The sequence below is a fragment of the Cupriavidus sp. CP313 genome (genome assembly GCF_054072015.1).
Genome location: NZ_JBSVZB010000001.1, coordinates 128,613 through 152,985 on the forward strand (window position 1 = coordinate 128,613; position 24,373 = coordinate 152,985).

At 62.9% G+C, this 24,373-nt stretch carries 26 protein-coding genes; 5 read left to right on the plus strand and 21 right to left on the minus strand.

All coding sequences use genetic code 11. The annotated features are described in order from the left end of the window. Nucleotides 1-25: 25 nt before the first annotated feature. From ACW4E8_RS00590 to ACW4E8_RS00660, 15 genes are all read right to left on the minus strand, one after another. The gene (locus tag ACW4E8_RS00590) at nt 26-1,033 is read right to left on the minus strand and encodes a bestrophin family protein (RefSeq protein ID WP_456802736.1); all 1,008 of its coding nucleotides are present in this window, start codon (nt 1,031-1,033) and stop codon (nt 26-28) included. A 273-nt stretch (nt 1,034-1,306) separates the two neighbouring features. Beyond that, complete coding sequence (locus ACW4E8_RS00595) at nt 1,307-1,711, minus strand: cupin domain-containing protein (RefSeq protein WP_456802737.1); 405 nt, start codon at nt 1,709-1,711, stop codon at nt 1,307-1,309. Nucleotides 1,712-1,715: 4 nt separating this feature from the next. Then, on the minus strand, nt 1,716-2,195 hold the full coding sequence (locus ACW4E8_RS00600; RefSeq protein WP_318232496.1) for a carboxymuconolactone decarboxylase family protein: 480 nt from the start codon (nt 2,193-2,195) through the stop codon (nt 1,716-1,718). 74 nt (nt 2,196-2,269) lie between these two features. Continuing rightward, complete coding sequence (locus ACW4E8_RS00605) at nt 2,270-3,022, minus strand: SDR family oxidoreductase (protein ID WP_456802738.1); 753 nt, start codon at nt 3,020-3,022, stop codon at nt 2,270-2,272. Next, entirely contained in the window at nt 3,019-3,165 is a 147-nt protein-coding gene (locus tag ACW4E8_RS00610) for a hypothetical protein (protein ID WP_456802739.1), read from the minus strand. The genes ACW4E8_RS00605 and ACW4E8_RS00610 overlap by 4 nt, the downstream gene beginning before the upstream one ends. Next, entirely contained in the window at nt 3,162-3,599 is a 438-nt protein-coding gene (locus tag ACW4E8_RS00615) for a GNAT family N-acetyltransferase (protein ID WP_456802740.1), read from the minus strand. Before ACW4E8_RS00615 ends, ACW4E8_RS00610 begins: the two co-directional genes overlap by 4 nt. Before the next feature lie 118 nt (nt 3,600-3,717). After that, nucleotides 3,718-3,948: a DUF2798 domain-containing protein gene (locus ACW4E8_RS00620; protein ID WP_456802741.1), complete on the minus strand. Its 231-nt coding sequence runs from the start codon at nt 3,946-3,948 to the stop codon at nt 3,718-3,720. 92 nt (nt 3,949-4,040) lie between these two features. Beyond that, nucleotides 4,041-4,766 (minus strand): cysteine hydrolase, encoded by a 726-nt coding sequence (locus tag ACW4E8_RS00625; RefSeq protein WP_456802742.1) that lies wholly within the window; start codon nt 4,764-4,766, stop codon nt 4,041-4,043. A gap of 69 nt (nt 4,767-4,835) precedes the next feature. Then, nucleotides 4,836-5,825, minus strand: a complete 990-nt coding sequence (locus tag ACW4E8_RS00630) for an alpha/beta fold hydrolase (protein ID WP_455287477.1) — start codon at nt 5,823-5,825, stop codon at nt 4,836-4,838. Between the two features lie 209 nt (nt 5,826-6,034). After that, nucleotides 6,035-6,568 carry a TetR family transcriptional regulator C-terminal domain-containing protein gene (locus ACW4E8_RS00635; RefSeq protein WP_456802743.1) on the minus strand — a complete coding sequence of 178 codons (534 nt, stop codon included), beginning with the start codon at nt 6,566-6,568 and terminating at the stop codon, nt 6,035-6,037. 134 nt (nt 6,569-6,702) lie between these two features. After that, nucleotides 6,703-8,136, minus strand: a complete 1,434-nt coding sequence (gene pdxR / locus ACW4E8_RS00640) for a MocR-like pyridoxine biosynthesis transcription factor PdxR (RefSeq protein WP_456802744.1) — start codon at nt 8,134-8,136, stop codon at nt 6,703-6,705. Nucleotides 8,137-8,379: 243 nt separating this feature from the next. Further along, entirely contained in the window at nt 8,380-9,423 is a 1,044-nt protein-coding gene (locus tag ACW4E8_RS00645; protein WP_456802745.1) for a glutathione S-transferase family protein, read from the minus strand. Nucleotides 9,424-9,491: 68 nt separating this feature from the next. Next, complete coding sequence (locus ACW4E8_RS00650; protein ID WP_456802746.1) at nt 9,492-10,961, minus strand: amidase; 1,470 nt, start codon at nt 10,959-10,961, stop codon at nt 9,492-9,494. A 177-nt stretch (nt 10,962-11,138) separates the two neighbouring features. Further along, on the minus strand, nt 11,139-12,050 hold the full coding sequence (locus ACW4E8_RS00655) for a LysR substrate-binding domain-containing protein (protein WP_456802747.1): 912 nt from the start codon (nt 12,048-12,050) through the stop codon (nt 11,139-11,141). Nucleotides 12,051-12,304: 254 nt separating this feature from the next. Beyond that, nucleotides 12,305-12,988: a nitroreductase gene (locus ACW4E8_RS00660; RefSeq protein ID WP_456802748.1), complete on the minus strand. Its 684-nt coding sequence runs from the start codon at nt 12,986-12,988 to the stop codon at nt 12,305-12,307. A 260-nt stretch (nt 12,989-13,248) separates the two neighbouring features. On the opposite strand from ACW4E8_RS00660, the gene ACW4E8_RS00665 reads away from it, so the two are divergent. The 3 genes from ACW4E8_RS00665 (at nt 13,249) to ACW4E8_RS00675 (ending at nt 15,576) form a co-directional block, all read left to right on the plus strand. Further along, entirely contained in the window at nt 13,249-14,367 is a 1,119-nt protein-coding gene (locus ACW4E8_RS00665) for an iron-containing alcohol dehydrogenase (protein ID WP_456802749.1), read from the plus strand. An 80-nt stretch (nt 14,368-14,447) separates the two neighbouring features. Further along, a complete protein-coding gene (locus tag ACW4E8_RS00670) occupies nt 14,448-15,356 on the plus strand; it encodes a tryptophan 2,3-dioxygenase (protein WP_456802750.1) in 909 nt (302 codons plus the stop codon). 16 nt (nt 15,357-15,372) lie between these two features. Beyond that, nucleotides 15,373-15,576, plus strand: a complete 204-nt coding sequence (locus ACW4E8_RS00675) for a hypothetical protein (RefSeq protein ID WP_456802751.1) — start codon at nt 15,373-15,375, stop codon at nt 15,574-15,576. Between the two features lie 92 nt (nt 15,577-15,668). Here the strand turns inward: ACW4E8_RS00675 and wrbA are convergent, their stop codons facing one another. After that, complete coding sequence (gene wrbA, locus ACW4E8_RS00680; RefSeq protein WP_456802752.1) at nt 15,669-16,295, minus strand: NAD(P)H:quinone oxidoreductase; 627 nt, start codon at nt 16,293-16,295, stop codon at nt 15,669-15,671. Nucleotides 16,296-16,312: 17 nt separating this feature from the next. After that, nucleotides 16,313-17,263, minus strand: coding sequence for a ring-cleaving dioxygenase (locus ACW4E8_RS00685; protein ID WP_456802753.1), 951 nt, complete (start codon nt 17,261-17,263; stop codon nt 16,313-16,315). 335 nt (nt 17,264-17,598) lie between these two features. On the opposite strand from ACW4E8_RS00685, the gene ACW4E8_RS00690 reads away from it, so the two are divergent. Together ACW4E8_RS00690 and ACW4E8_RS00695 are read left to right on the plus strand one after the other, a co-directional pair. Continuing rightward, on the plus strand, nt 17,599-18,633 hold the full coding sequence (locus tag ACW4E8_RS00690) for a hypothetical protein (protein WP_456802754.1): 1,035 nt from the start codon (nt 17,599-17,601) through the stop codon (nt 18,631-18,633). After that, nucleotides 18,578-18,802: a WecB/TagA/CpsF family glycosyltransferase gene (locus ACW4E8_RS00695; RefSeq protein ID WP_456802755.1), complete on the plus strand. Its 225-nt coding sequence runs from the start codon at nt 18,578-18,580 to the stop codon at nt 18,800-18,802. Before ACW4E8_RS00690 ends, ACW4E8_RS00695 begins: the two co-directional genes overlap by 56 nt. A 36-nt stretch (nt 18,803-18,838) precedes the next feature. Here the strand turns inward: ACW4E8_RS00695 and ACW4E8_RS00700 are convergent, their stop codons facing one another. The 4 genes from ACW4E8_RS00700 to ACW4E8_RS00715 form a co-directional block, all read right to left on the minus strand. Further along, nucleotides 18,839-18,970: a helix-turn-helix domain-containing protein gene (locus ACW4E8_RS00700; RefSeq protein WP_456802756.1), complete on the minus strand. Its 132-nt coding sequence runs from the start codon at nt 18,968-18,970 to the stop codon at nt 18,839-18,841. A 398-nt stretch (nt 18,971-19,368) separates the two neighbouring features. Continuing rightward, a complete protein-coding gene (locus ACW4E8_RS00705) occupies nt 19,369-22,689 on the minus strand; it encodes an ATP-binding protein (protein ID WP_456802757.1) in 3,321 nt (1,106 codons plus the stop codon). Nucleotides 22,690-22,779: 90 nt separating this feature from the next. Beyond that, the gene (locus tag ACW4E8_RS00710) at nt 22,780-23,463 is read right to left on the minus strand and encodes a LuxR C-terminal-related transcriptional regulator (RefSeq protein WP_456802758.1); all 684 of its coding nucleotides are present in this window, start codon (nt 23,461-23,463) and stop codon (nt 22,780-22,782) included. Nucleotides 23,464-23,674: 211 nt separating this feature from the next. Then, entirely contained in the window at nt 23,675-24,316 is a 642-nt protein-coding gene (locus ACW4E8_RS00715; protein WP_456802759.1) for a response regulator, read from the minus strand. Between the last annotated feature and the right edge of the window lie 57 nt (nt 24,317-24,373).

Genomic DNA, 24,373 nt, shown 5'->3' on the forward strand with positions numbered 1-24,373 from the left:
GTGGGAAAGCGATAAGCTTGAGTGGTCAGAGGATAATACCGTGCTCGGCCGTCGGCGCGGGGATATCGCACTTCTCGCCAAGCATGTCCATGAGTTCGTGTTCGATCTTCCGGCAGATCTGTGCCATGGGCACATCATTGGCGTTTCCTTCGAACGGGTTCTCCGTGCTTTCGCCCACTTGCTCCAGCGCGAGATACATCCAGGAGATCATCGTGCTAAATGGAATGACCAGCCAGATCATGTTGCCATGCATGACGCCTGAAACGCTGGCATTGAGCTTTTCGAACTCCGTAAGAATGCCAAAAGGCAGTAGCAGACAAAAAGTACGGACAAAGAGCTTGTTGATGACCGCATATTGCCTGGGATACGGATAGTCCTTGATACGCTCCGCCCGTCCTTGCTGCGCGAAGAAGCCTCTGATCGATCCTACCAACTCCAGATAGAAGGCATTGCCGATCTCGCCAGCGTCAAGGAACCGCCTGATCGTCGCTGACTGCATTCCCAGCAACCGGCTTGTCTTGCTCTCGGCGTGCGCAAGCGAGTCGAGTTCGGCCTGTGGCAGATACCGCGCAAGCGCCTCGTCCAATGGAGTCTCCCACTCTGGAACACGGTAGTACTTCCGGTACTCCATGTTGGATGCCTTGCCCGCGCTTTCCCAGATCCTTGGGGTTCTCAGTTGATAGCGGAGCGCCGTCAGCCACGCGCAATGCCGGAGAACCAGATCCCGCCCGGCCGCCTGCCCTGCCAGAAAGTCCCGGCTCATCACACCCAGACACCGGCTGCCGTTCAGGATCTCAGTCCAGATCTGCTGTGCCTCCAGGGCCCTGCTGTAGGTCTGCACGTTCCGGAAACCCACGATGAATGACGTGGCGGTGCCCAGCAGCACCACAACCGAGACCGGGATTGACAGCCATTTCAGCCCGAAAAACTGATAAAGGACTACGGCCAGCGAACCGCATGCTAGCGAGGCATAAAGTTGCCGTCTCGACCAGAACGTGAACTCGGATATTGAGTACGATTTTCCCAGGTGCATGGTGCGCATCTCGCGGCGGTGCGGCAGGTCGCAGGTCCGAGGTCCGAACTGCCGGCAGGCAGTACGGCCAACCGCCCTCACCACTAACCAGATCGCTGCCCAGGACCTGGTTTTGTCATGGTGATATTGCCAAGAAACCGGCGTAGTATCAATTTCCGTCCCAACCCTTCACGCCACCCTGGAAAACAGCGGCACGGCAAGAGCATGCGGTAGCGCCGCTCTTGCCGGCCGGACAGTGCGCACCGACATTGCCGGTGCCTGCATGGACGGCGGCTACTTCACCGGCGTCAGGATCGGCGCGCCCTTTTTCTTGAGCAGGAACACGACAAACTTTGCTGGCTGCGTCTTGCTGGCATTGCGTCCGACGGTGTGGATATCGTTGGGACCTTCGTGGAAGGTATCGCCCGCTTTGAGCGTTACCTCTTTTCCGCCCTTGAGGCCCATGACGATGCTGCCCTCGAGCACGTAGACGAAGGCGTGGGCGTCATGGCGATGCACGGGATCGGCGCTGCCCGGCGGATACTCCACGATGATCATCTCGGCTTCCTTCCCCGGATATTCGGGCAACGCTTCCTTGACCAGGGGCGTGACACTCGCCTCCGGCGCGGCGGCGGCCGGCTTTGCAACCGTCAGGCACGACAACACAAGTGCTGCCGCAACGGAAGTGACCGTCTTCATGGCATCACTCCAGGTTGGCCTTGTCGAGCCCGAACGCCTTGTCCGACGAACCAGGCACCATGCGGAACGCCACGTTCAGGCGGTTCCAGGTATTGATCGCCCCCACCAGGAAGGTGAGGTCCGACAGTTCCTTCTCGCTGTACTGGGTGCGCACGCGCTCATAGATATCGTCGGGCACGCCGTCGGCGGGAAGCCTGGTCAGCACCTCGGTCCAGGCCAGCGCGGCGCGTTCGCGCGGCGAGAACAGCGTCGACTCGCGCCAGATCGCCACATGATGCAGTCGTAATTCGCGCTCGCCGTGGATCTTTGCCATCTTGATATGCATGTCGACGCAGAACGCGCAGCCATTGAGCTGCGATGCACGAATCTCGACGAGCTCGCGAATGGGCTCTTCGATCGTGGTCTTCTGGAACAGCGCGCCGAACTCCATGAGCTTCTTGGACAGTTCCGGGGATTGCTGGAAGTAATTCGTACGTTGGGTCATGTTTGCTCCTGGTGATCTGCTCAATGTGGTACTGACGAAACCGGTGCTGCTTACGTGGGCATGCGCCCTGCGGACTATCGTCGCTGCGATTGACGCAGCCATTCCTCTAAGCCGATGCGCCCGAGGCGCGCCTCGCCCAACGGCACCAGCGAATGTTCCTCGACCCGGCCGCCGAAGTAGCGGGCCTCGGGATCGCGCACGACTTCACGCGGGTCGCCAACCGCCTTGAGATAGCGGGCGACGACCTCGTTGAACGGGGCTCGTTCCGGGCCGGCGATCTCGACGATGCCGTTTCGCGGTGGCGCGAGCGCTACATCGGCAACGAGGGCGGCGACGTCGTCCGCCGCAATCGGCTGGAACAGCCCAGGCGAAAGGCGGACGATATTTCCTTGCACACTGGAATCGGCGATGCCGCCGATGAATTCCATGAACTGGGTCGAGCGGATGATGGTGTAGGGGATGCCGGAGGCTTCGATCAGTTTTTCTTGCGCGACCTTGGCGCGGAAATAGCCGTTTTCGGGAGTCCGGTCGGTGCCGACGATGGACAGCGCGACATGGTGCTGAACGCCCGCTGCGGTCTCCGCCGCGTGAAGGTTGCGGCCGGAGGTCTCGAAGAATTCCAGCACCGCCTTGTCTTCAAACGACGGGGAATTGGCAAGGTCGATCACCACCTGGGCGCCAGTCAGGGCCTCCTGGAGCCCCTCGCCAGTGATGCTGTTGACACCGCTCCTGGGCGAGGCGGCCAGGACCTCGTGGCCGCCCTGGCGCAGAATGGCGACGGTCTTCGAGCCGATCAGGCCGGTCCCGCCAATGATGACAATCTTCATGATGCTTCTCCATGCTGAGGAAGGTGGAACGATTCCATGTTAGGGAACGCCGCATCCCCGCGCCAGATCGGCTCGGAGCGCCGGCTCGTGGAATAGTCACGGCGCGGGCTGCAATCGAGCAGCAGCAGGTTGAGGGGCTTCATTGCAGCTCCATGTAGAAATGGAGGCCCTTGGCGAGCAGGCCGGAACGGAAATAGAAGCGCTGGGCCAGCGCGTTCGCGAGTGCGGTATCGAGGACAAGTCGCTGGCAGCCTTCTGTGCGTCCAAGCTCGCAAAGCGCTTGCAGCAGACGCTCGCCGTGACCCTGCCCCCGGCCTTCGGCGTCGGTGATCAGGTCGTCGACGTACAGAAAGCGCCCGTGGATCAGGTTGTCAAGACGCCGATATCCGGCCAGCGCAACAGCTTTGCCATCGTCCCAGAGCGCGAGCAGCCGGTACCCTTGTCCGCTTTGCAGCATGACGGTGTCGAGAAAGTCTTCCGGCATTTGCAGCTTGGGGCGCAGTTGCCGCATAACCGGGAAGCAGGCACGGATCTCGGCCTCCGTTTCCGCATGTCTGAGAGTCAGGTTCTTGGTCATGATGCCGATGCGTGCTGGTTTGTGCAGGCTTCAATGTAGTTGAGCGATGACACAGTCAACAGGCACATGTTTATCGTTTTCAACTAGTCCATCGACCATCGACATATGACGGTATGACCTAAGAGTGGTTTGTCATGCGATCGACCAGGCGGCGAATGATGGGCGTGGCCGACACGACGACCGGCAGCATGGTCAGCCAGGAAACGCTCCAGGACCTTAGCCAGTGCTGAAAGAACAGGCCTTCTTCTGCAAATGGAATGCTTGCGATGGCAGCAGCGATGGAGCAGGTCAAGCCGGCCTGGATAACGCCATAGGCGAAGTAGCTGTAGCGCGAAGGAATCTTAGGCATATGAGTCGCCTCTATGCATTCTTTGAACCAGACATTGATGCACCCTGCCATTGCCGCGCCAGGCGCTGTCGCCCCTGGCGCATGAAAAGGCGCTACGCGGCTGCTTCAATCTTTCCTGCCAACCGCTGCACGGTTTCGTTGGTATCCCACAGCGCGTTTGCGATGAAGCGGAAGTTGACCAGTGCCGCGTGATACCCGTCGCCTTCCGGTAGCTTCGGCCCTGCTACGGCGTCGCGCACGACAGCAACTTCGAAACCTTGCTCCAGCAGATCCCGCAGATGGGATTCGACGCACAGATTGGCGGCCATGCCGGCAAGGATCACCTGGTCGACGCGCTGCTTGCGCAACTGCAGGACAAGGTCGTTGGCCTGCGGACCGTACAGCTTGTGCGTGGAGCAGATGATGGTCTTGCCATCCTCGATATACGGCTTGAGCTCCGGCATGAAGTCGGCGCCCGAGTCACGGAATCCGTCCAGGTTCAGCGCGCCCGGACGGTCGAACATGCCGATGGCATGCTGGAACATTTCGGCGGGGCCCTGCACTTTCCATGTGTGATCATGGGGAAAGTAATAGTGGGGAGAGATGGCGACCGTGATGCCCGCCTGTTTTGCGGCCTCGAACAGACGGACCAGGTTGGCCACGAGGTTCTGCTCCGTCACGCTTTCTCCGACCACGCCCCAGCTGCGGCCTTCGGGGCTCATGAAGTCGATCTGCGGGTCAATCACGACGAGCGCGGTGCGTGGCAGGTCCAGCGTAATGCTGGATTTCGGCAGAGCCGGATCAACGGGATCTGCATAGGGGGTGTGGTGGTTGCACATGGGAAGTACCTCTTATGGTGAGCCCAGTCTGCCGGCGCCTTCGTGGGGTCCGGCAGATGCGGCGTCGTTTCAACTACGGATGAATGCCAACAGGTCGGCGTTGAATCTGTCCTTGTGGGTGTCGGTGAGCCCATGCGGCGCACCGGGGTAGACGATCAGCTTCGAGTTCCTGACGAGCTTTGCCGATGCGCGTCCAGCGGCGTCGATCGGCACGATCTGATCGTCGTCACCGTGGATGATCAGGGTAGGCACATCGATCTTCCTGAGATCCTCGGTGAAATCGGTCTCAGAAAATGCCTTGATCGAGTCGTACGTACTCTTGTGTCCACCCTGCATGCCCTGCGCCCACCATGCGTCGATCAACCCCTGCGACGGCTTTGCACCGGGACGGTTGAAGCCATAGAACGGCCCCGCCGGCACGTCCTTGTAGAACTGGGACCGATTGGCAAGTTGTGCGGCACGCAGGCCGTCGAACACTTCAATTGGCAGTCCGCGCGGATTGGCGGCGGTCTTCACCATCAAAGGCGGCACGGCTGAAACCAGCACCACCTTTGAAACGCGTCGCGTACCGTGCCGGCCGATGTATCGGGCCACCTCGCCACCACCCGTGGAGAAGCCCACCAGGATGGCGTCCCGCAGGTCGAGCGTCTCGAACACCGTGGCCAGATCGTCGGCATAGGTGTTCATCTCATTGCCATTCCATGGCTGGCTTGAACGGCCGTGGCCACGACGGTCATGCGCAACGGCACGGTACCCTTCCGAAGCAACGAGGATCATCTGGGACTCCCAACTGTCCGAGCTCAGTGGCCAGCCATGACTGAATACAACGGGGCGACCGGCGCCCCAGTCCTTGAAATAGAGCTGGGTGCCGTCCTTTGCCGTGATGTAGCTGCCTGAAGCCTTGCCGCTTGCCTTTGCGGTATTCGCCTTTTCTGCCGACGGTGCTGCCGCCGCAGGTCCGGGCAAGCCGGAAGCCACCAGCGCGCTGGCTGCGGCCGCGCTGCCCAACAGCAGGTTACGTCGCGATACGCCTTGGTCGAGGCTGCGATCTGAAGACATGGTGAGACTCCTTTATTGGCGCGTGCGCGCGTTGCCTTGAATAGGTCTGAGCGTCAGGTTCTTGGTCATGGTGCCGATGCGTGCTGGTTTGAGCAGGCTTCAATGTAGTTGGGCGATGACACAGTCAACAGGCACATGTTTATCGTTTTCAACTAGGCCATGATTTGAATATAAATGACCAGTCGTCTATTTAAAACCGCAAAAAAATTTCAGTACAGCAAGCGCTTGAGGGTGACTTGCAGAAATCGTCGGCAGGCGTCGCCATTGCGCTCGACCTTGCTGCGCAGGACCGCCCCTTCCCAGGCTTCGATAATGATGGACGCGAGCTGCGCGGAATCACCGTCCGCCGGCATTTCCTGGCGCAGCCTGGCCTCATCAAGGCAGGCTGTGATGATGCCTTCCCAGCGCGCCAGAATGCGCTCCAGAGCCGTTCGGACTTCACCGCTGGTATTGGACAATTCGAGCGAAAGGTTGCCCACCAGGCACCCGAGCCTGAAATCTTGTGCCGCGTGGTCCACCACCAGCAACTCGAACAACTTTTCGATCCTGGCCAACGGCGTGATGCGCGCGTCATACATCACTTTGCCATGGCGTTGTTCAATGGACTCCCAATAGGTTTCGAGCACTTCTGCGGCAAAGGCTTCCTTGCTGTCGAAATAGCTGTAGAAAGATCCTTTGGGAACATCGGCGGCAGCGACGATGTCCTGCACGCCGGACCCGTTGAAACCGGCGCTGTGAATCACACGACCACCGTCGATAAGCAGCCGGCTACGGATTTCGGGGTTAGCGGGTCTTGGCACGTTGCAATAGTAAGTGAGCAGATGGGAATGACAATAGACGACTGGTTGGTTATTTGTCAAGCCCCGATGGCGACCGTCTATGCTTTCAGCGCGCGCATCAGCTCGGCAACCAGGCGATCGGCTTCAGTCTGACTGCGCAGATTGGTAAAGCCCATCATCAAGCCACGCCGCCCTGGCGCTCCATACCGCCAGGCGGTCAGCGAATGGACGGCGAATCCTGCCTCGCGCGCACGACGGGCCATCGCCAGATCGTCAAGATCGTCCCTGACGTCGACCAGAAGGTGCATGCCGCCATCCTGCAGGCAAACAGTGAAGCCGTCCGTTTTGTATGGAGCCAGCGCCTCTGCCAGCATTGCGCGTCGTCGCGCGTAAAGCGTGCGCATGCGTTTGATGTGCCGGGCGAAGTGCCCCTGCGCAATAAACTCCGCCGCCACGGCTTGCAAGAGTTCGGGGCAGCCGCCATGCACCGTGCGCCTGCAGGCCAGATCCATGGTCGGCACCAGACTTTGTGGCACGACCACGTAAGCGAGCCGTAGCCCCGGGTACAGCACCTTGCTAAGCGTGCCGCAATAGATCACCCGGTCGCATGTGTCCAGGCTCTTCAAGGCCGGCAACGGGTGGCCGCGGTAACGAAACTCGCCGTCGTAGTCGTCCTCGATGATCCATGCGCGCCGCTCACCGGCCCAGTCGAGCAGTTCGACGCGACGTTGCAGTGTCAGTGCCACGCCAGTCGGGCTCTGGTGCGATGGCGTCACTATGGCCAGGCGCGCCTCTGGAAAATGCTGACGCCCAAATTCGACGTCGAGGCCATGATCATCCACTGGCACATTCCGGACCTGCAGGTTCAGGCGCCTGAGTGACTGGGCTGTCGGAGGGTAGCTGGGATCCTCAACCCAGGCGCTTGCGCCCGCCAGCCTGAGCGCATCCACAATCAGCGCAAGGCTGGCCGTATATGCCGGCACGACGAACACCTGGTGCGGCTGGGCGTCGATGCCCCGTGAGCGTTGCAGGTAAGCGGCCAACGCTTCCCGCAGCGGGCCAAATCCGGCTGACACCGGCCTGGTCAGCGAGCCGGCGCTGCGTATTTGCCGCGCCATCAACCTCGTCCATAGTTTTCGCGGGAACTCATCCAGCGCGGGAAGCCCCAGTTGCAACGGCGCGGGGATTCCACCATCCGTTTCGATCGAAAACTCGGCAAGTTCCTGGTCCGGTGGCGTGCGGCTGGAGCCAGCCGCTGCGGCCACGCGGTGGGGGCGCGATGGCGCAATTTGCTCGGAAACGAACGTCCCCGCAGGGCCTCTGGCGATCAGGTAACCTTCGCCCAAGAGCCGCTCATAGGCGACCTGAACGGTCCCGCGCGCCACGCCGAGCTCGCCCGCAAACGCACGCAAGGATGGCACCCGCTGCCCGGGTTTCAGTTGCCCTTGCTGAATCGAGGCACGAATCCGAGCGTAGATCTGCTCATGCAGCGGCGCTGCGTTGGATGGATCCTGAGCCGGTGACTTCGTCATAGCCTGGCAGACGTATCCGGGCAGTGCCGCAACGCCGATGCATGGGAACGCGAATCATTGCCGGCGGTGGCAACGGGTCGGATGTGGGTGTGATCTTGACCTCCGATCATACCCCAGGGCGCGCATCCACCGGGATCCGGCCCGTGAGAGCCTGAGAAAGCAAATGGGCGGAGATGCAGAGTCTCCGCCCATTCGCCTCTTGCCACAGGCACCGGCATTGATCGGTGCCAACGGGCTGGAGAACTACACCGGCACCGCCTCCTCGCAGCCGGCCATGACATGCATATAACGCGAAGGCGGCATGGAATCGACCGTGGCCTGGACCGCTTCTTTGCACAGGGACGGACGCCTGACCAGCGCATCCACATATCGCTCGACGTTGGGCAGGTTTTCCCACATCGACGCAAGCCCCAGATAAGCCATCCGGACCAGGTTGACACCCCACAGCACATCGCCGAGCGAGAATGATTCCCCCCTGAGGTACGGTGACGACGAACCAAGCGCATGGTCGAGGTCCGTCAAGAGGCCCGCGACGTGCCGACGTGCGGCGCGCTGAAATGCCGCATCGTGGCAGACCGACTTGCCGCCCCGCTCCTTCGCGATCTTCGCGCGATACGCCGCAACGAGTTCCGCATCGTCGGCATTGGCGTCAATCATGGCTTCGAGCGCCTTGATCTTGTAGTCGTAGACCGTTTCCATGACCGTCTTGAGCGCTTCAGGCCGCAGGTCGGCATCGGGATGAAAGCCGTAGAGCAAGGTGCCGTTCGGGATCCGATCGACGATGCTCACCTGATGCATCACCTGGGCACGCGCATCGGCATCTTCCGGCACGAGATGAATGGGATCGCGCGACACCGCATCGAGATAGCAGCAGATCCGTCTGGAATCGGCAATGACACGGCCAGCCTTGTAGTCCACAAGCAACGGGACCGCGCAGGGATCAAAGCCTTCGGTCTCCACCGAAGTGCGCCCGCTATAGCCGCTGACAAGTTCCCGCCCCACTTCCCGGCGTGCAAGCAACCGCAGTCGGACGTAGGGCGGATGGTAGTGCTCGGCTGGAACAAGGCCATCCGGACCCATCGAACCGAGGATCATCATATTGTTCGAACGGTACGGCAACTGCTTCTCGAACAATACCGTGCGCACCTTCTGCGAGCAGAGCGAACTGGCCGCGTGGAACAGTTCGAAGCGCGGGTTGGCGTCACTACCCACGAGAGAGATTCGCGCGGGGTCCGCGATGGCGGCGCGGGCACCGGCCGCCATATTCGTCAAGCTGTCATGGCTCATTGCTGGTTTCCTGGCACTCAGGTTTGGCGCTATCGTTCATCGTTGTCTCCTGGTTTTGGGGTTGACGTCTAGCAACTCTTGTGGGCGGTGCCCGTTCGCAGCATCAGCTCCATCTGCTGTGCAATCTGCAGCAGCGCACCGTCGTCGCCGGGCTTCGCGACGATCTGCAAGGCAGCGGGAAGGCTGCGTTCGCCGGTCGCCAGGGGAATCGAAATGGCAGGAAATCCCGCGACATTGAACGGTGCCGTATAGGTCATCAGCGCCTCGCGGACAGTGCCGGTCCAGGCGCCAATGCTGACGGTGCCGGCATCGAGATGCGGTGCGGTGCACGGGCATGTCGGCAGCACGAGATAGTCAACCGTCGACATCACCTCGTGCAGCCTTGCCGTGAAGTCTCGCCTGGCCTGCTGGGCCGCCGCATAGGCGCGCAGGTCCATGGTTTCGGCGCGTTTCAGCCGGTCGACGGTTTCCGGGTTGTAGTGCGTCGAGATACGGTCCCAGTCGTTGCGGCGGAAATGCTCGATGCCGCCTTCGATCAGGACGATCCTCGCGAAGGCACCGAATACCGCATCGAACAGGCCGGACGTGCTGACGTTCACACAGGAAAAGACTTGCGCCAGCCGCTTCATCGCGCCATCAAATGCCACCGCAATTTCCGGACTGAGTGGAACCGGTGCAATGTCACGAATGACGCCCAGCCTTGCGGACAGCCACGCATCGCTCTCGGGAACCTTGATGTCAATGGCATCGGCGAGCAACAGCACGTCGTCGACCTGCTCGCCGAGCAGGCCAACGTGGTCGCAAGTGGGCGCCAGGGGGAACACGCCGCGCGTGGATAACGTGCCGAGCGTGGGCTTGTATCCGACGACGCCGCACAGCGCGGCGGGAATCCGGACCGAGCCGCCGGTATCCGTGCCCACGCCCGCCATGATGGCACCGTGCGCAATCGCCGCCGCGGCGCCACCACTGGAACCCCCGGGTATGCGTGTATGGTCCAGCGGATTCAGGGTATCGCCAAACCTGGCGCTGGCGGTTGTCACGCCCCACGCGAATTCGTGGGTCGTGGTCTTGCCGATGATGATCGCGCCGCGCTCCACCAGCGTTTTCACGATGTCCGCATCGGCGGCTGGCACATGACCGAGATAGGCTGCGGAACCGTAGCGGGTCTCCATGCCCTTGGTGTCGATCAGATCCTTGACCGCAATGGGCAGTCCTTCCAGTGGCCGCGGCCGGCGTTCGCCATAGCGGCGATCGCTTTCCGCGGCCGCCTTCAGGGCACGGTCCCAATCGATCGCCGAGAATGCATTGAGCAGCCGCTTGCTGGCTTCCGCGCGTTCGAGTGCCTGCTCCGTCAATGCCGTCGCGGTGATTTGCCGCGTGGCAAGGGCATCCAGCGCGTTGCGCAAGCCCATGGAATGCGGGGCCGTCGTTCGGGATGGGCGTCGGATGCCGTGCTGGTCGAGCGACGCGACAGCCGTCGGAAGTATGTCGTGGCCAGAGAAGATCGCGTCTTGTGGCTGGCAGTTCAACTGGTTCATGGATTCCACTCCAGGGTGACGTTGCGGTTGGCTTATCCCTGGTTGGAAACGATAGTTGATCGGCTCGGCCTTGGAAGCTGGCTGGCGCCGAACGCAGCGTCCATGAATATGGAACGCCCGGCGGGACACACGGGGCGTGGCCCGCGTGGCATTGGAGGCAGAGGAGGTAGTGCCGGGTCAGCGGCCGTCGAACGCGGTGACCTTGGGCAGCTCTGCGGCGAGGAAATCGACCAGCGACCGCACCGCGGGCAGCAGTCCGGTCCGATAGGGCATGAGGGCGGAGATGCGCGCATCCGCGGCGATCCAGCCCGGCAGGACTTGCCGCAGCACGCCAGCCTGCAGCTCGGACCGGCAGATATACCCGGGCAGGGCTGCCACGCCAACGTTGGCGCAGGCTGCCTCCTTCAGGGACATCATGCTGTTGCTCTGGAACCTTGGCTCGATCGGGATGGTGACGAGCCTGTCGTCGGGGCCTCGCAGTTGCCACTGCAGCGGACCTTTGCGCACCATCGAGACGATGGCATGGGATGCAAGTTGCTCCGGTGCCTCCAGGAGTGGCATCCGTTCGAGGTAGTCCGCACCCGCAAACAGGTACCATGGAGCCCTGACAATGGGCCGTTGGACCAGGTTGGAATCCTGCAGTGCCGAGGTATGTCCGCGCAGCGCCAGGTCGAAGCCCTCGCCGACAACGTCGACGAGCCTGTCCGTGGCGATTTCCACGATGCTGACCTTGGGATGGCTGCTCAGGAACGTCGGCAGGACCTGTCGCAGCGCAAACTGCGCAAGCTCGACCGCTACCGTCACGCGGATGATCCCGCTGGGTTCCACGAGCCTCTGGCGCATCGCCTGTTCCGCGACGTCGGCGCTCTGCAGCAAGGCGACAGCGTACTGGTAGAACTCAGCGCCTACGTCGGTCAAGGCAAACTGGCGCGAGGTCCGGTTGATCAGGCGAACGCCCAGCGAAGCCTCCAGCTCCTTGACCCTGTGACTTAACGTGGACTTGGGCAGCCCCAGGCTGTTGCCGGCAGACGTAAAGCCACCGCGGTCGACCACTTGCACGAAGTGAAAAACGTCTTTCAGGTCCAGCATCTGGCTGCCTTGGTAGCGGTTGGGCTTGGGCCAATGGTGTCTGCTTCCATCGCATGGTACTGCAAGGGGTGCGCGCAGTGCCACGGTCAGACGCCCCCAATGACCGCCATTGCCATCCGGGCATCCGCATCAGCCGGTCAAGCGCGCCTACGTTAAGTATTCGACATCTCCGCAACTTGCCGAGACTCGCTAACGATGGCTATCGCTTCTTCGCGCTTTTCCAGGTCAAGGAGCGACCCGGACGGGTCCGGGGGTCAGCAATCGACGAACGAGACGAACTCGTCCAGTTCCAGCTTGCTAAGCTCCATGTTGTTTTCCGGAATATTGTTGTCTGCATAGCCGAGTGACATTCCGGCCACGATCATCTCCTCGTCGGGAATGGCGAGGCCTTCACGAAGCACCGCTGATTGCAGCGACCAGATCTGCTGCGGGCAGGTGTCCAGCCCCCGTGCGCGCGCGGCCAGCATGATGTTCTGGAGAAAGCAGCCGTAGCAGATGAAGCTGGCCCATTCCAGGCGCCGGTCCATGGTGAAGATCAGTCCCACTGGCGCATCGAAGAACCGGAACTGCCGTTCGACGTCGCGCCGGCGCCCGACGATATCGCTCCTGTGCACGCCCTGCGCATCGCCCAGCATCCCGCGAAACGTATTGAAGCGCGACGAGAATGGCGCCGGCAATTCCTTTGGAAAGAACGGGTAATCGGGCGCCAGTCCCTCAGGATCGGCGCGATACGCCTCGACCGCGGCTCCCGCAATCTTCTCGCGAGCCTTTCCGGTCAGTACATAGCAGCGCCAGGGCTGCGTGTTGCTCGAACTCGGCGCGTATTTCGCGACCGACAGGATGTCCCTGACAGTCTCCGTCGGCACCGGCTGGTCAAGGAAGCCGCGCTTGCTGTGGCGTCCGCGAATCAGCGCTTCTGTCATCTGGATTGCCTCCATCTTCATGTCTCCGATCTCGTGGTGGGGGTCGCTACGGTGGAAAGGATCATAGACACGTCCCCTGCCTTGTGAAGACGGCAAAACTTGAAAGCTTCGTCCGGAAACAACGAACGACAGGCCCCCATTCGCACATGTGCGGCGTCCAAAATCCTGGACGCTCTGTTCTCAAATCCCGCGCGCACGCGCGAACCCGATTCGCCTATCTTCCTACTCGGGATCGGAGCCCCCGATCGCGTACGAAAACATGGTGGAGAAGTGGAATGAACCAGTTGAAATGCTTGCCGCAGGAAGAGATTGTCTGGGGACACGACGTGCTGAAAACCGTCGCCCCCTCCATGGGGAACTACGGTATCCGCCGTCCGATGACGTTCACCGTGGAATTCCTTGAGGCCCTGAACCGCGAGCACCTGCAGCCTGCCATCGGCGACGGCGTGGGCACCTTCACCGGCCTGCCGCCGCATGTGCCCGATTTCGCCGTACGCGACGGACTGCGTGCATGCATCGAGGCCAATGCGGGATCGATCATCGCCCTCGGCGGCGGCTCTGTACTCGATGCCGCGAAGGCAGTCTCCTACCGGCATTTCCAGCAGACAGGCCGCTACCTGCCCATTGCCGCGATTCCGACGACCCTGTCGGGTTCGGAGTTCTCCCACTACTTCGGCGTGACGGAAACGGACGGTCCCCAGAAGTTCAAGCGCAGTTATGCCGTGCGCGAAACGACGCCCAGGCTGGTGGTGATCGACCCCAGGATGATTGTCGACACGCCACGTATGCTGCTGCTGAGTTCGGCCATCAAGGGGATCGACCATGCGGTGGAAGGCATGCGCCGGGTCGACGTGGACCACCCTCACGCCATCCTGGCCGCCAGGGGCGTGGAGCGCTTCCTTGCCGTGCTGGAGAAGTGGCCGCGCAAGCTCGAAACGCCCGAGGCCATCGCGGGCGGCCACGTGTCGACCGACGACCTGTTGCAGCTTCAGCTCGCCGCGTGGCAGTGTTACTTCTATCCTGCTTCGGTCATCTACGGCCTGAGCCATCGCATCGGGCACATCCTCGGCGGGACCTTCGGGGTACCGCACAGCGTGACATCGTGCATTGCGCTGGCGCCCGTCATCCGCGCCTGCGCCGACGTCTATGGCCGAAAGCTTGAGATTTTCTCCACAGACCGTGGCAGCCGCACGCCCGCCGCATTCCTCGCTGACCGCATTGAGGCAGCCGTGGACGCACTGGAATTGCCGAGCCGGCTTGGCGACCTCGATTTCGATCGCGCGAAGCTTCCCGAGATGGCGGCCCTGCTCAAGCAGAACTATCCCTCCGAGGTCGGCGACCTTGGCGAGGATGCCGGCACGAAGCTGGATGCGCTGCTGGAGAGCCTGTGGTAATGACCGGCCAGCCATCCGATGCTGCGCATGGTCGCCTTTCCACAAAACTTGCCTGACCCCACCACCACGAGGAGACCAAAGTGAACGATACCGTCAAGCCCGCATCCCCGGCGCCGGCCGGAACGCCAGCCGGGCATACGCCATACAGTGACTGGTTACAGACAGACGTGCTCCACTCGCTGCAGCACCCGGTCAGCGATCATCCCGGCGAGCACGCCTGGATCGTATCGGCGCAGGTGTCCGAGCTCTACTGGATGCTGATCATCAAGGAAATACAGGCCGCGCAGGCGCAATTGCGTGCCGATGACCTGACCGGGGCCTGCCGGACGCTGCGGCGCGTCGTCGCCCACCACGAGCCGCTCAATGCCACATGGCGCTCCATCGCGTGGATGACGCCTGTCGACCTGCTGGCCATCCTGTCCTGCGTTGGCCCGAAGTTCGGCAAGGACACCGCCCTCCAGGGCTGGACGTACCGGCAGATGGTCTACCTGCTCGGCATCAAGCAGGGGGAGCACCTGCAGCACTTCCTGCCGCAACCCCGGCGCTGGGAACAACTCAGCAAGGCGCTGGCAGAGCCGAGCCTGTATGACGACGCGCTCGCCCACCTGAGCCGCAAGGGCTTCGCCGTGCCGGCGGTGGTACTCGACCGCGATTTCAGTGTGCCCTACACGCCGGACAAGGCGGTCGAGAACGTCTGGCGCGACGTCTACGCCGACCCGGACGAGCACCGGGAACTGCAGCAGCTCGGCGAGACGCTGGCCGATATCGCGGAGGGATTCTCCACGTGGAAGCACCTGCACCTGATGGCAACACGCCGGACGTTCGGCGCCCGGCCGGCCTATTTCGGCACCGAGGGCATTGCCTGGCTCCTGCCGACCATGAACGAGATCCCGTTCCCGGAACTCTGGTCTGCGCGCGGCTTCATCGGCGATCCGCCTGCGGTGTGTCCGCACGCCCGCGGACAGGGAAACGCCCGGGCTGCGGAGTGACGCGCTCAAGACGGTCATGGAAACGGTCTACGATCACAAGATCGCGGCGCTCGAGTCCATGATCGTCAACCATGCCGGCGACGCAGGACTTGTTGCCGCCTGCCGCACCAGGATCGCAAAGGGAGGAGGCGGCATTGCGGTCCGCCGCGATGCCGCATTCCAGCGCACCGCGCGCCATCACGTGGAAGATGTGTTGAAGACGGAGACTGCGCCAGCCTGAGCTGGCTGCCACCGTGTCATCAGCCTGTGCCGATGCAGGAATCGGGCGGAGACTGCGAGTCTCCGCCCTTTTTTACTATCAGGCTTTTACTTTCAGGCTGCCACGGGCTGCGGCTGGACGTGCAAGGCACGGGCGACGGTCGTCACCCTGCGGCCCTGGAACCGGGCCACCGCCAGGTGATCGTCGTCGGGCTTCACGGCGTCACGCTGCGAGACGTGAGTCGCGCCGTACGGGGTGCCGGCCTTGAACATCGCCGCGTCGGCATAGCCCAGCGGCACGATGATCAGGCCCAGGTGCGCCATGGGCGCGTAGGTCGCCAGCAGGGTGGCTTCATTGCCGCCGTGGCGCGAGGACGTCGAGCCGAAGACGGAGCCCACCTTGCCGTTCAGCTTGCCCGCGAACCAAAGGCCGCCGAGCCCGTCGATATACGCCTTGAGTTCGGCCGAGATCGACCCGAACCGCGTCGGCGTGCCGAACACGATGGCGTCAGCCCACTCGGCATCGGCTTCGGTCGGCGCCTCGTATTTCGCGTTCATCTCCGTGGCGTTCTCGAGCCAGCCCGGCGCCTGCCGCATGACGTCGGGGCCGACGACCTCCCGCACACGCCGCATGCGGACTTCCGCGCCAGCCTCGAGGGCCCCCTCGGCGACAGCCTTGGCCAGCATCTCGGTGGAGCTGTTCCGTGAGTAGAAGACAATCAGTACTTTCGGTTTATGCATGGTGATCCCCGGCAATGTCATACAGAGATGGGCTCGAGCCGGCCCAGCAACTCGTCTTTGCGATCAGCCAGCCACGGCGGGAGCTGGAACTCCTCGCCAAAATGGCCGGGCTCTTCATCGATCGCGAAGCCGATGTCGGTGGTCGTCGCCTCGAACATCACGCCGCCGGGCATCTTGAAGTACATCGAGCGGAAGTAGTTGCGGTGCACCGATTCGGACGTATCGATGTAGCCCAGGGCGAACATTCTCTCCTTCAGGATCGCCTGTTGCTCCACGTTGTCCACCGCGAAGGCCACATGGTGGACCGTGCCTTCGCCGTAGATCGACGAACCCTGGTGCCGATCCGGCTCATGCAGGAACTCGACGATCATGCCCGGGCCGCCGTTATACGTCTCGAAGCGGTAGTAGGATCCCGCCTGGCCTGCGTTCCGGAAACCGATCGCTTCGCTCATGAAGCGGATCGATTCGGCGACTTCCCGCAGCGACAGCGTGATGCTGTGCACGCCGCGGATAGCATGGGCTTCGGGGATACCGCTGGCCACGCAAGCCGGACGCGGATCGAGTTCCGTTTCGACGAGATCGAACTCGATGCCGCACGGATGCTGGAACCGCTGGCGGCGCTCGCCGAAGCGCTCGACGATCTCGCTGTCATACGGCACGTCCATGGCATCGAAGCGGCTGCGCCAGTATTCGAGCGAGCCCTTGGGAACCGAGTAGTTGATGACCCGCACCTGGCCCGACCCCTGACGCGCCATGACGCCCCGCTGGCGGAACGGGAACGACGTCACCAGGGTCCCAGGATCGCCATTCGCGTTGCCGTAGTAGAGGTGGTAGATGGGATCCTCGCCGTCGAGAAGCACGGTCTTCTTCACGAGGCTCTGCCCGAGCAGCTTGACGTAGAAGTCCACATCCTCCTGCGCGTGCCTTACGCCGAGGGTCAGATGATGAAATCCTTTGAGCACTAACATTGTCCTCTCCAGTTTGAAATAGGCATGTGGAAACAGCGCATTGCCGCTCCTGTGCAACAGCTTATGACGGCAGATACCGATTGGGCAGCCGTCACGGGTTGTACGCAGGGTTCGGCAAACTTGGACAATGCCGCCCTCTAAGGCGCGGTGTGCGCGATGGCGCCGGATTCGCAATTCCCGAGGCTGTCGGGACGCAGACGCGGCACGGCGCCAAGGCTTGCCCGGGTGGCAGTGGGCGCCAGTTTCAAAGTGGAAACAGCGTTCATTGGCCGAAGAATGAATCAGGGGTTCAAAGCTCTGGGAACCTACGGCTTTGTCCCCCTTGTCCGGCAAGGATGTGCGGTTCAACCTTCAATACATCTCGACAGCAGCCCCCGCGCCTCGGTCTACCCGATTTCAGGGATTTCCGCTGTGACAGAAAGTACCAGTGGCTGGTCTCTTTCCTGGATTATCTGCGGCCCAGCCAGTTCGCTACCATCAAGGTCAACGCGATCAAGCGGATAAATACCGCATTCAACATCACGGCAAGCGCCCTCCCGGAAATCAATTCCCTTTCGCGATGGAAGGCGCTGGGCGAGGCATGCGCTCGCGTGACACCGCAGGACAGGATCTATCTCGACCGCTTCTATCGAACTCGCAATGCCCGAAGCGCACTGTCGGATATCGAGGAAATCTTTTACACCGCCAACAAAGAAGGCATGGGCGATGATGCGCTGCGCGTGATGAAAGCCGTGATGCAAAACGGCGGCAACGCTGCCGGCATCACGTCCAGAACCATTGTTGCGCTGGTCAGGATGCTGCGTGCGCATCCTCCGTTGAGCGGATTCATGGGCTATACGCGCTGGGGGCCGGGCGACCATGGCAATCCCGACGCCAACCTGCGCGCCCATGCGTTGAAGCATGTCTGCCGGCAACCGTTGCTGCTCGAAGTCGGCGTTGCCGAAACCATGTTCTGGTGGGATTTCCTGCGCATACAGCTAACCCTGGCGGATTACAACCGCCTCGCCGTCAGCCCGAAACCACTGGTTCAAAGCCTGTTTGATGGCATGAACCCTCTGTCTGGCGACCACTTGCGTCGCTTTCTCATCCATCAGGCATTCAATAACGAACCACAGCTTGCCGATTTTGCCCTGCAACAGGCACTTAAGCCCTATCGGGATGTTGCCATCGAAACCAGCAGGGTGCTGAATCGGGTCATCATCCAGAGCAATGGTGAGAAAGTCTTCCTCAGTGGCGCCTCGGGAAACATCTTCATCATTGGCAGGTTCGAAGGCGCCGAGCTGGGCATCTCCTCGTGCTATTGGGCGCCCGATATTGAAAGCAAGCTTAGAGGGGCAAGATCCAACATCTGCTGGGAAGTCCGCAGGTAAGCCAATCCGAGTCCGGCGCGCGCCGGTATGGATGCGCCGCAGCGGACTGGAATGGCTGTTCCGGGTGTGGCAGGAGCCGAAGCGCATGTGGAAGCGCTATCTGATGACTAACATGCGCTTTGCGGTGATGCTGGCACGCGCCTGGTTGAGCCCGAGCGTGTGGCGTTAGGCCGATCCAGAGGTCTGCTTCGCCGATTTCAATCGGTCAGGCCAAAACCTCCAGACCCTTGCGCTCAACCAGGTCCAGCAACTTCAGCGACGGCCCGCTCGGGTGCTTCTGCCCCTGCTCCCACTTCTGCACAGTTGTCGCGCTGGTATTCAGGTAGGCGGCGAACACCGCCTGGCTCGCCCGCGTACGCAGGCGCAGCGCCTTGATCTCCTCGGCCGTGTAGTGCGCACCGGCGGCAGGCAGAGCGCGTCGAACTCGCGCATCGTCTGTGCATCGATGAGCCCGCCTTCCGCGAAATCCTGAGCAGTCTCGTGAAGGGTCTTCAGCAGTTTGCTAGCCATGGTTCGTCACCTCGATCAGTTGGCCCTGCGCCAGGGCCACGGTCATCTGGGCGCCGGTCCACCAGCGCTTTCATTTCACGAATTTGTGAAACACGCAAAAAAACGCCTGCTGGGGAAGCAGGCGGCAGGGAAAGTTCTCGCGACGGGACGCACCCGGGAGAATGCGGAGCGACGGGGAGGACGCTCCACGGATGCAGTATCGCGCCCCGGCGCGTGACCGCTCCATCAGGCATGCCTTAAATCCGCCGTGTAGTTGGCACCCTGCGTGCCGCCGTGCGACTCCAGCCCGTCTGCCAGCTGTTCCAGTTCGGCATGGAAGGCCTGCCAGTCCGCACCAATGGCAACCAGCCCCGAGCACCGGACCGCCTGCTCCAGCCAGCGGCACGCCTGGCTCTGCAGCGCATGGCCCATCACCGACAGCGCCCCGGCCAATCCGTGCAAACGTTGGGCAAACGCTTCGGCGTCGCCCGCCAGCAGCGCCTCGGCCAGTGCGCGCTGGTCGCGCCGCAGCGCGTCGGCATGCAGCAACGTGTCGCCGCCTGCATGCTGGCCCGGCGCTGCCCGCGCTGCCATATGGGCGCCGGACAGGTCTTCCAGCAGCTTGCGCAGCGTCACCAGCCCCACCGGCTTGGTCAGGCATCGGTCGATGCCGGCCTGCTGGCATCGCTCGGCCACATCGGGCCCCACGCTGGCGGTGACGGCAACGATCGGCGTGGCCAGGCCGGCATCGCGCAGGCGCCGCGCCAGCGTGAAGCCGTCCATGCCAGGCATCTGCAGATCGGTCAGGACCAGGTCGTAGTGCCGGCCCGATGCCATCAACAGGGCCTCGGGCCCGTCACTGGCCAGATCGACCTTCTGCCCCAGGTTTTCAAGCTGCTCCCGCATCACCACCTGGTTGATCGGATGGTCTTCCACCAGCAGCAGCGCCAACTGCGCGGCAGGCGCATACTCGCGCGCCGACAGTGGCGCCTGCGTTTCCGTCACCTCCACGCCTGCCGCTGCCGCGATCGCCGCCAGCAAGCCGCGCCATGCATAGGGCGATGCCACCACCGGCGTCTGCGTCAGGTCCGGCACTGCCGGCGCCATGGCCGACACCACCACATCGGCGTCGTTGCAGCGCGGCATGGCCTGCTCATCGCACACCAGGACATCGACCGGCGTAGCCGGCGGCGCGTCGGGGTCATACTTGACCGCCCGTGCGCCATAGAACTGCAGCAACTGCTCCACGCCCTGGTAGAGCTCGCGCAAGGTGACAGTCAGGCCGACCGTCAGTCCCCGCAGCGCGGTCCGCGGCCAGGCGTCGGCTGACGCCGCGGCACCGGCGCTGGCCAGCGGCAGGCTGACGGTAAAGCAGCTGCCCAGGCCGGGCTCGCTAACCACCCGTATCTCGCCAGACATCAGTTCGACCAGCCGGCGGCAGATCGACAACCCGAGGCCTGTGCCGCCGTAGTGGCGCGTGTCCGGCTGCTCGGCCTGGACGAAGGGCTCGAACAGCCGGATCTGGTCTCGCCCGGCGATGCCGATGCCGGTGTCGATGACACGGATTTCCACGCCGCCGCCCGGCTTGCGCATGGCCGTGACGATCACCTTGCCTTGCTCGGTGAACTTCACCGCATTGCTGACCAGGTTGGTCAGGATCTGTTCGAGCTTGACCACGTCAGCCATCACCGGCTCAACCAGCGAAGGATCATTGATGCAGAGCAGCCGCAACTGCTTGCGCGCCGCTTCTGCCGCAAAGCGCCGGGTCACGTCCTCGATGACTTCCTCGACGCGGCACGGCCGCAGCTGCAATGACATCTGCCCGGCCTCGATCTTGCTGAAGTCCAGCACGTCATTGATGATGTAGATCAGCGACTGCGACGCGTGCTGCATGACCGCCAGCTGGTCGCGCTGGCGCAGATCGAGCCGGGTCATGCCAAGCAGCTCGATGCTGCCCAGCATGCCATTGAGCGGCGTGCGGATTTCATGGCTCATGGTGGCCAGGAACGAAGACTTAGCATGGTTGGCGGTATCCGCCGCGCGGATCGCCTCGCGCAGGCGCGCTTCGCTGCGCCGCGCCTCGGTGACGTCGTTGAGGGCGTACAGCACGGCGGCACGGCCTTCGTAGGTAATCTCTACCAGCCGCACCTCCAGGGACCGCATCTCGCCGTTGCGGCCGGCCATGTCCACATCGAAACGGGGCAGTACCTGCGGCGGGCCTTCAGCATTGGCGTGGCCGCTGGTCAAGCGCGCGTCGCAGGCATCCTGCAGTTGCGCCAGGCCGGCGGCAGTGGCCTGATCGACGATCGACTTGGCGGCGGCGTTGGCCAGCAGCACCTGCCGCGTGCTGCGCTCGACGATCATCAGGCCCACGCCGGCCACTTCAATCACGAAGCGCCCGAGCGCATCGCTTTCCTGCAGGCGCAAGGACTGGCGCTGCGCCGGGCGCATGATGCGGCGGTCGATCAGCCAGATCCACGCCAGGATCAGCACCGACAGCGAGCCGCTCAGGCCCAGCATCCACAAGGCGTTCTGCCGGAACTGGTGCCATACGTGGCCCAGTCCGATCACGCCGACCGTGCGCCAGCCCCACGCGTCCAGCTGGTATTCCAGCACGACGACATGGTCAAGCAGCCCTTGCCATACCAGCGCCGAACTCACCCTGCCCGGGCGCGCACCGTTCGCTGCCAGCGATGCCGCGACCGGCTGGTCGAGCGTGCCGGCCGGCATGCCATCCGCACTCAGCACCATGCCGGCATCGGTCACCAGCATGAAATCGCCGTCAATGGTCTGTCCGTCCGGCAGCATCGGCGTCAGCGGGAACTCCATGGCCAGCACCGCGGCCGGCTCGCCACCGGCTTGCACCAGTGTGGCGAAGGTGACGGTGCGCATGCCGCTGACCCAGTCCAGCGCCGGCGGCAGCACCACAGCCTGGCCCGGGTGGGCGCGCAGGCGTGCGACCAGCGCGTCATTGCGCAGGCGCGCGAGCGTGTCGCGCAGGAAGGTCTGGCGCACGCCATCGCGCTGCATGAGCGCGCGTGCCGGGCCCAGCCGGCGCGGGATGACATAGAGTTGATCGGCCTGCAGGTCGACCAGGTAGGCGTTCTGCACGTCGCGGTATTGCAGGTTGTTGACGCGGAAAGTGAACGTCATCATGTCGGCCAGGCTTTTCAGCCTGGCGCCCGGCGCCTTGGCGTGGGCTGGCGGGACCAGCAACGGGATGTACTGGCGGTCGCCCCGGCGCTGCAGGCGGTCGGTCCATTGCTCATCGCTGACCGCAGCCAGCTCATCGGCCAGGCCGATCTCGGAAAGCCGCGTCAGCGATCCCTGCGCGCGCACGGTCAGTGCCTCGGCCCAATGCAGCTTTGCCTGCAATTGCTCGGACTGCGACTGCAGCACCATCTCCTGCCGCTCTACCGCCTCGTGCAGGCGATAGCGCAGCAGCACCCCCCAGGACAGTACGGTCAGTCCCAGCACGCAGGCCGAGAACAGGTAGACCAGATAACGGATCTGGCGAATGCTCAACGGCAACGCAGAGCTGCTGTCGATCGACATCAGCCGTTTCATTGCATACCTCGTCTTGATATCGCGACTGTCCGGAGCATCCGGCCAGTGCATGGGTCGTAGTGCGGGTGGCGGCAAGCGGCGTGCCGCGCCTCACAACATGCCGCGCTGGATGGCAAAGGCGGCAAGCTCCACGTCGTTCTCGGCGCCGATCTTGCGCATGACGCTCTGCTTTTGCGTACTGATCGTCTTGACGGTCCGGCCGGTGCGTATGGCGATCCCGGTAACGGACATGCCCGACAGGTAGAGCCGCAGCACTTCGCTTTCACGCCTGGTCAGCAACTCTGCCCAATCGCCGCCGTCCGACGGACCGCCGCAGGGCCTGCTCCAGATCAGCGCGCAAGCGATTTCCGATACGGAAGCCAGCCCCAGATATGCCATCCAGACCGCCTTCATGACCTCGTCGACGCTGTCCCTGGCGGTCACGACATTGCGGCAGCCGTCCTTGAGCAGCTGCAGCACGCCGGCACGGTCGGCGACGTTGGCGATCGCGACCACGCGCTGCCCGCCCAGCTCGGCGAGCCGCGTGCCAAGGCGTGCGTAGCCGGAAGGATCGCGGTCATTGGTGTCCCGAAGCGGGTAACGCAGTGCCACGACATCACACGAGCCTTGCAGCAGCGCTTGCACCAGGCTCGGTTCGTCGCCCACCAGGCCAGCCAGTTCGATGCAGGCGCTGGCCGCGAGCCGCCGGCCCAGAAGGCGCCGCATGACAGGTTGCGAGTCCGCGACGATCACCCGGATTTTTTCCATGGCCACCTTACGCTCCAGCGTTGTCATTCCTGCATTCAGGATGAACCATGCGCCTGGCTTTCGAAATCAGCCAAGCCTGAAATAAGCAGGGAAACTTCCGAGCAGATGGATAGCGCACGTGCCGCCGCACGGCAGGAGATGGCCGGCGTCAGCGCCGCCTGGCGTGCAATTCAGCGGAGGGAGGGGAAATGCGACGCGGCCCGGGGGATCGGCCCGCAAGGGAGGGTTGACGCCAGGATCAGGTGCCGCCCAGCAGGCCGTTTGTCCTGGCGTACTCGTAGAGCTCGTAGTCGTTGGTCAGGCCCAGCTTCTTCATGGCAATGCTCTTCTGCGCACTGATGGTCTTGCTGCTGCGGTTGGCCTGGCGCGCAATCTCGATGACCGGGACACCGGCTGCGCACTGCCGTATCACTTCCAGTTCGCGGCGCGTCAGGACCGGCCGGTGCGACGGCTCATCCAGGCCGCCCGAAGCCAGGATCGCACGCACCGATGCCGGCTGGTAGCTCAGCCCGCTGAACGCGGCACGCACCGCCGGCACCAGTTCCTGGACCGGATCGGTCTTGTTCAGGATCACGGAAATGCCGACCTTCTGGATATTGCGAATCAGCGCCGGATTATCCAGCATGGTCATCACCACGATCCGGGTGGTGGGATAACGGCGGCGCAGCATCTGCAGCATCGGCAGGCCGTCGCCAAACTGGCCGCCCGGCATGGAGTAGTCGGTCACGATGACGTCGCAATCCGTGCTTTCAAGCAACTCCACCAACTGGGTGGAATTTGCGGCACTTCCGACGATTTGCATGCCCACTTCATTCGCCAGCACCCGGCTCATCCCGTCAAGGACGACGGGGTGGTCATCTGCGATGATTACCTTGATCATTTACGATCCCCCTTGTTTTTATCGGTTCTGCGGCCGCGTACCGGTGCGCCGCAGAAC

Excerpts from the sequence above, each read along its gene's own strand:
- ACW4E8_RS00595 (WP_456802737.1), bottom strand. The coding sequence starts at position 1,711 with ATGAAGACGGTCACTTCCGTTGCGGCAGCACTTGTGTTGTCGTGCCTG.
- ACW4E8_RS00665 (WP_456802749.1), top strand. The coding sequence starts at position 13,249 with ATGAACCAGTTGAAATGCTTGCCGCAGGAAGAGATTGTCTGGGGACAC.
- ACW4E8_RS00675 (WP_456802751.1), top strand. The coding sequence starts at position 15,373 with ATGGAAACGGTCTACGATCACAAGATCGCGGCGCTCGAGTCCATGATC.
- ACW4E8_RS00685 (WP_456802753.1), bottom strand. The coding sequence starts at position 17,263 with ATGTTAGTGCTCAAAGGATTTCATCATCTGACCCTCGGCGTAAGGCAC.
- ACW4E8_RS00690 (WP_456802754.1), top strand. The coding sequence starts at position 17,599 with ATGTGCGGTTCAACCTTCAATACATCTCGACAGCAGCCCCCGCGCCTC.
- ACW4E8_RS00625 (WP_456802742.1), bottom strand. The coding sequence starts at position 4,766 with ATGTGCAACCACCACACCCCCTATGCAGATCCCGTTGATCCGGCTCTG.
- ACW4E8_RS00600 (WP_318232496.1), bottom strand. The coding sequence starts at position 2,195 with ATGACCCAACGTACGAATTACTTCCAGCAATCCCCGGAACTGTCCAAG.
- pdxR (WP_456802744.1), bottom strand. The coding sequence starts at position 8,136 with ATGACGAAGTCACCGGCTCAGGATCCATCCAACGCAGCGCCGCTGCAT.
- ACW4E8_RS00650 (WP_456802746.1), bottom strand. The coding sequence starts at position 10,961 with ATGAACCAGTTGAACTGCCAGCCACAAGACGCGATCTTCTCTGGCCAC.
- ACW4E8_RS00660 (WP_456802748.1), bottom strand. The coding sequence starts at position 12,988 with ATGGAGGCAATCCAGATGACAGAAGCGCTGATTCGCGGACGCCACAGC.
- ACW4E8_RS00620 (WP_456802741.1), bottom strand. The coding sequence starts at position 3,948 with ATGCCTAAGATTCCTTCGCGCTACAGCTACTTCGCCTATGGCGTTATC.
- ACW4E8_RS00645 (WP_456802745.1), bottom strand. The coding sequence starts at position 9,423 with ATGAGCCATGACAGCTTGACGAATATGGCGGCCGGTGCCCGCGCCGCC.
- ACW4E8_RS00630 (WP_455287477.1), bottom strand. The coding sequence starts at position 5,825 with ATGTCTTCAGATCGCAGCCTCGACCAAGGCGTATCGCGACGTAACCTG.
- ACW4E8_RS00655 (WP_456802747.1), bottom strand. The coding sequence starts at position 12,050 with ATGCTGGACCTGAAAGACGTTTTTCACTTCGTGCAAGTGGTCGACCGC.
- ACW4E8_RS00715 (WP_456802759.1), bottom strand. The coding sequence starts at position 24,316 with ATGATCAAGGTAATCATCGCAGATGACCACCCCGTCGTCCTTGACGGG.
- ACW4E8_RS00710 (WP_456802758.1), bottom strand. The coding sequence starts at position 23,463 with ATGACAACGCTGGAGCGTAAGGTGGCCATGGAAAAAATCCGGGTGATC.
- ACW4E8_RS00610 (WP_456802739.1), bottom strand. The coding sequence starts at position 3,165 with ATGAAGCCCCTCAACCTGCTGCTGCTCGATTGCAGCCCGCGCCGTGAC.
- wrbA (WP_456802752.1), bottom strand. The coding sequence starts at position 16,295 with ATGCATAAACCGAAAGTACTGATTGTCTTCTACTCACGGAACAGCTCC.
- ACW4E8_RS00705 (WP_456802757.1), bottom strand. The coding sequence starts at position 22,689 with ATGAAACGGCTGATGTCGATCGACAGCAGCTCTGCGTTGCCGTTGAGC.
- ACW4E8_RS00605 (WP_456802738.1), bottom strand. The coding sequence starts at position 3,022 with ATGAAGATTGTCATCATTGGCGGGACCGGCCTGATCGGCTCGAAGACC.
- ACW4E8_RS00615 (WP_456802740.1), bottom strand. The coding sequence starts at position 3,599 with ATGACCAAGAACCTGACTCTCAGACATGCGGAAACGGAGGCCGAGATC.
- ACW4E8_RS00590 (WP_456802736.1), bottom strand. The coding sequence starts at position 1,033 with ATGCACCTGGGAAAATCGTACTCAATATCCGAGTTCACGTTCTGGTCG.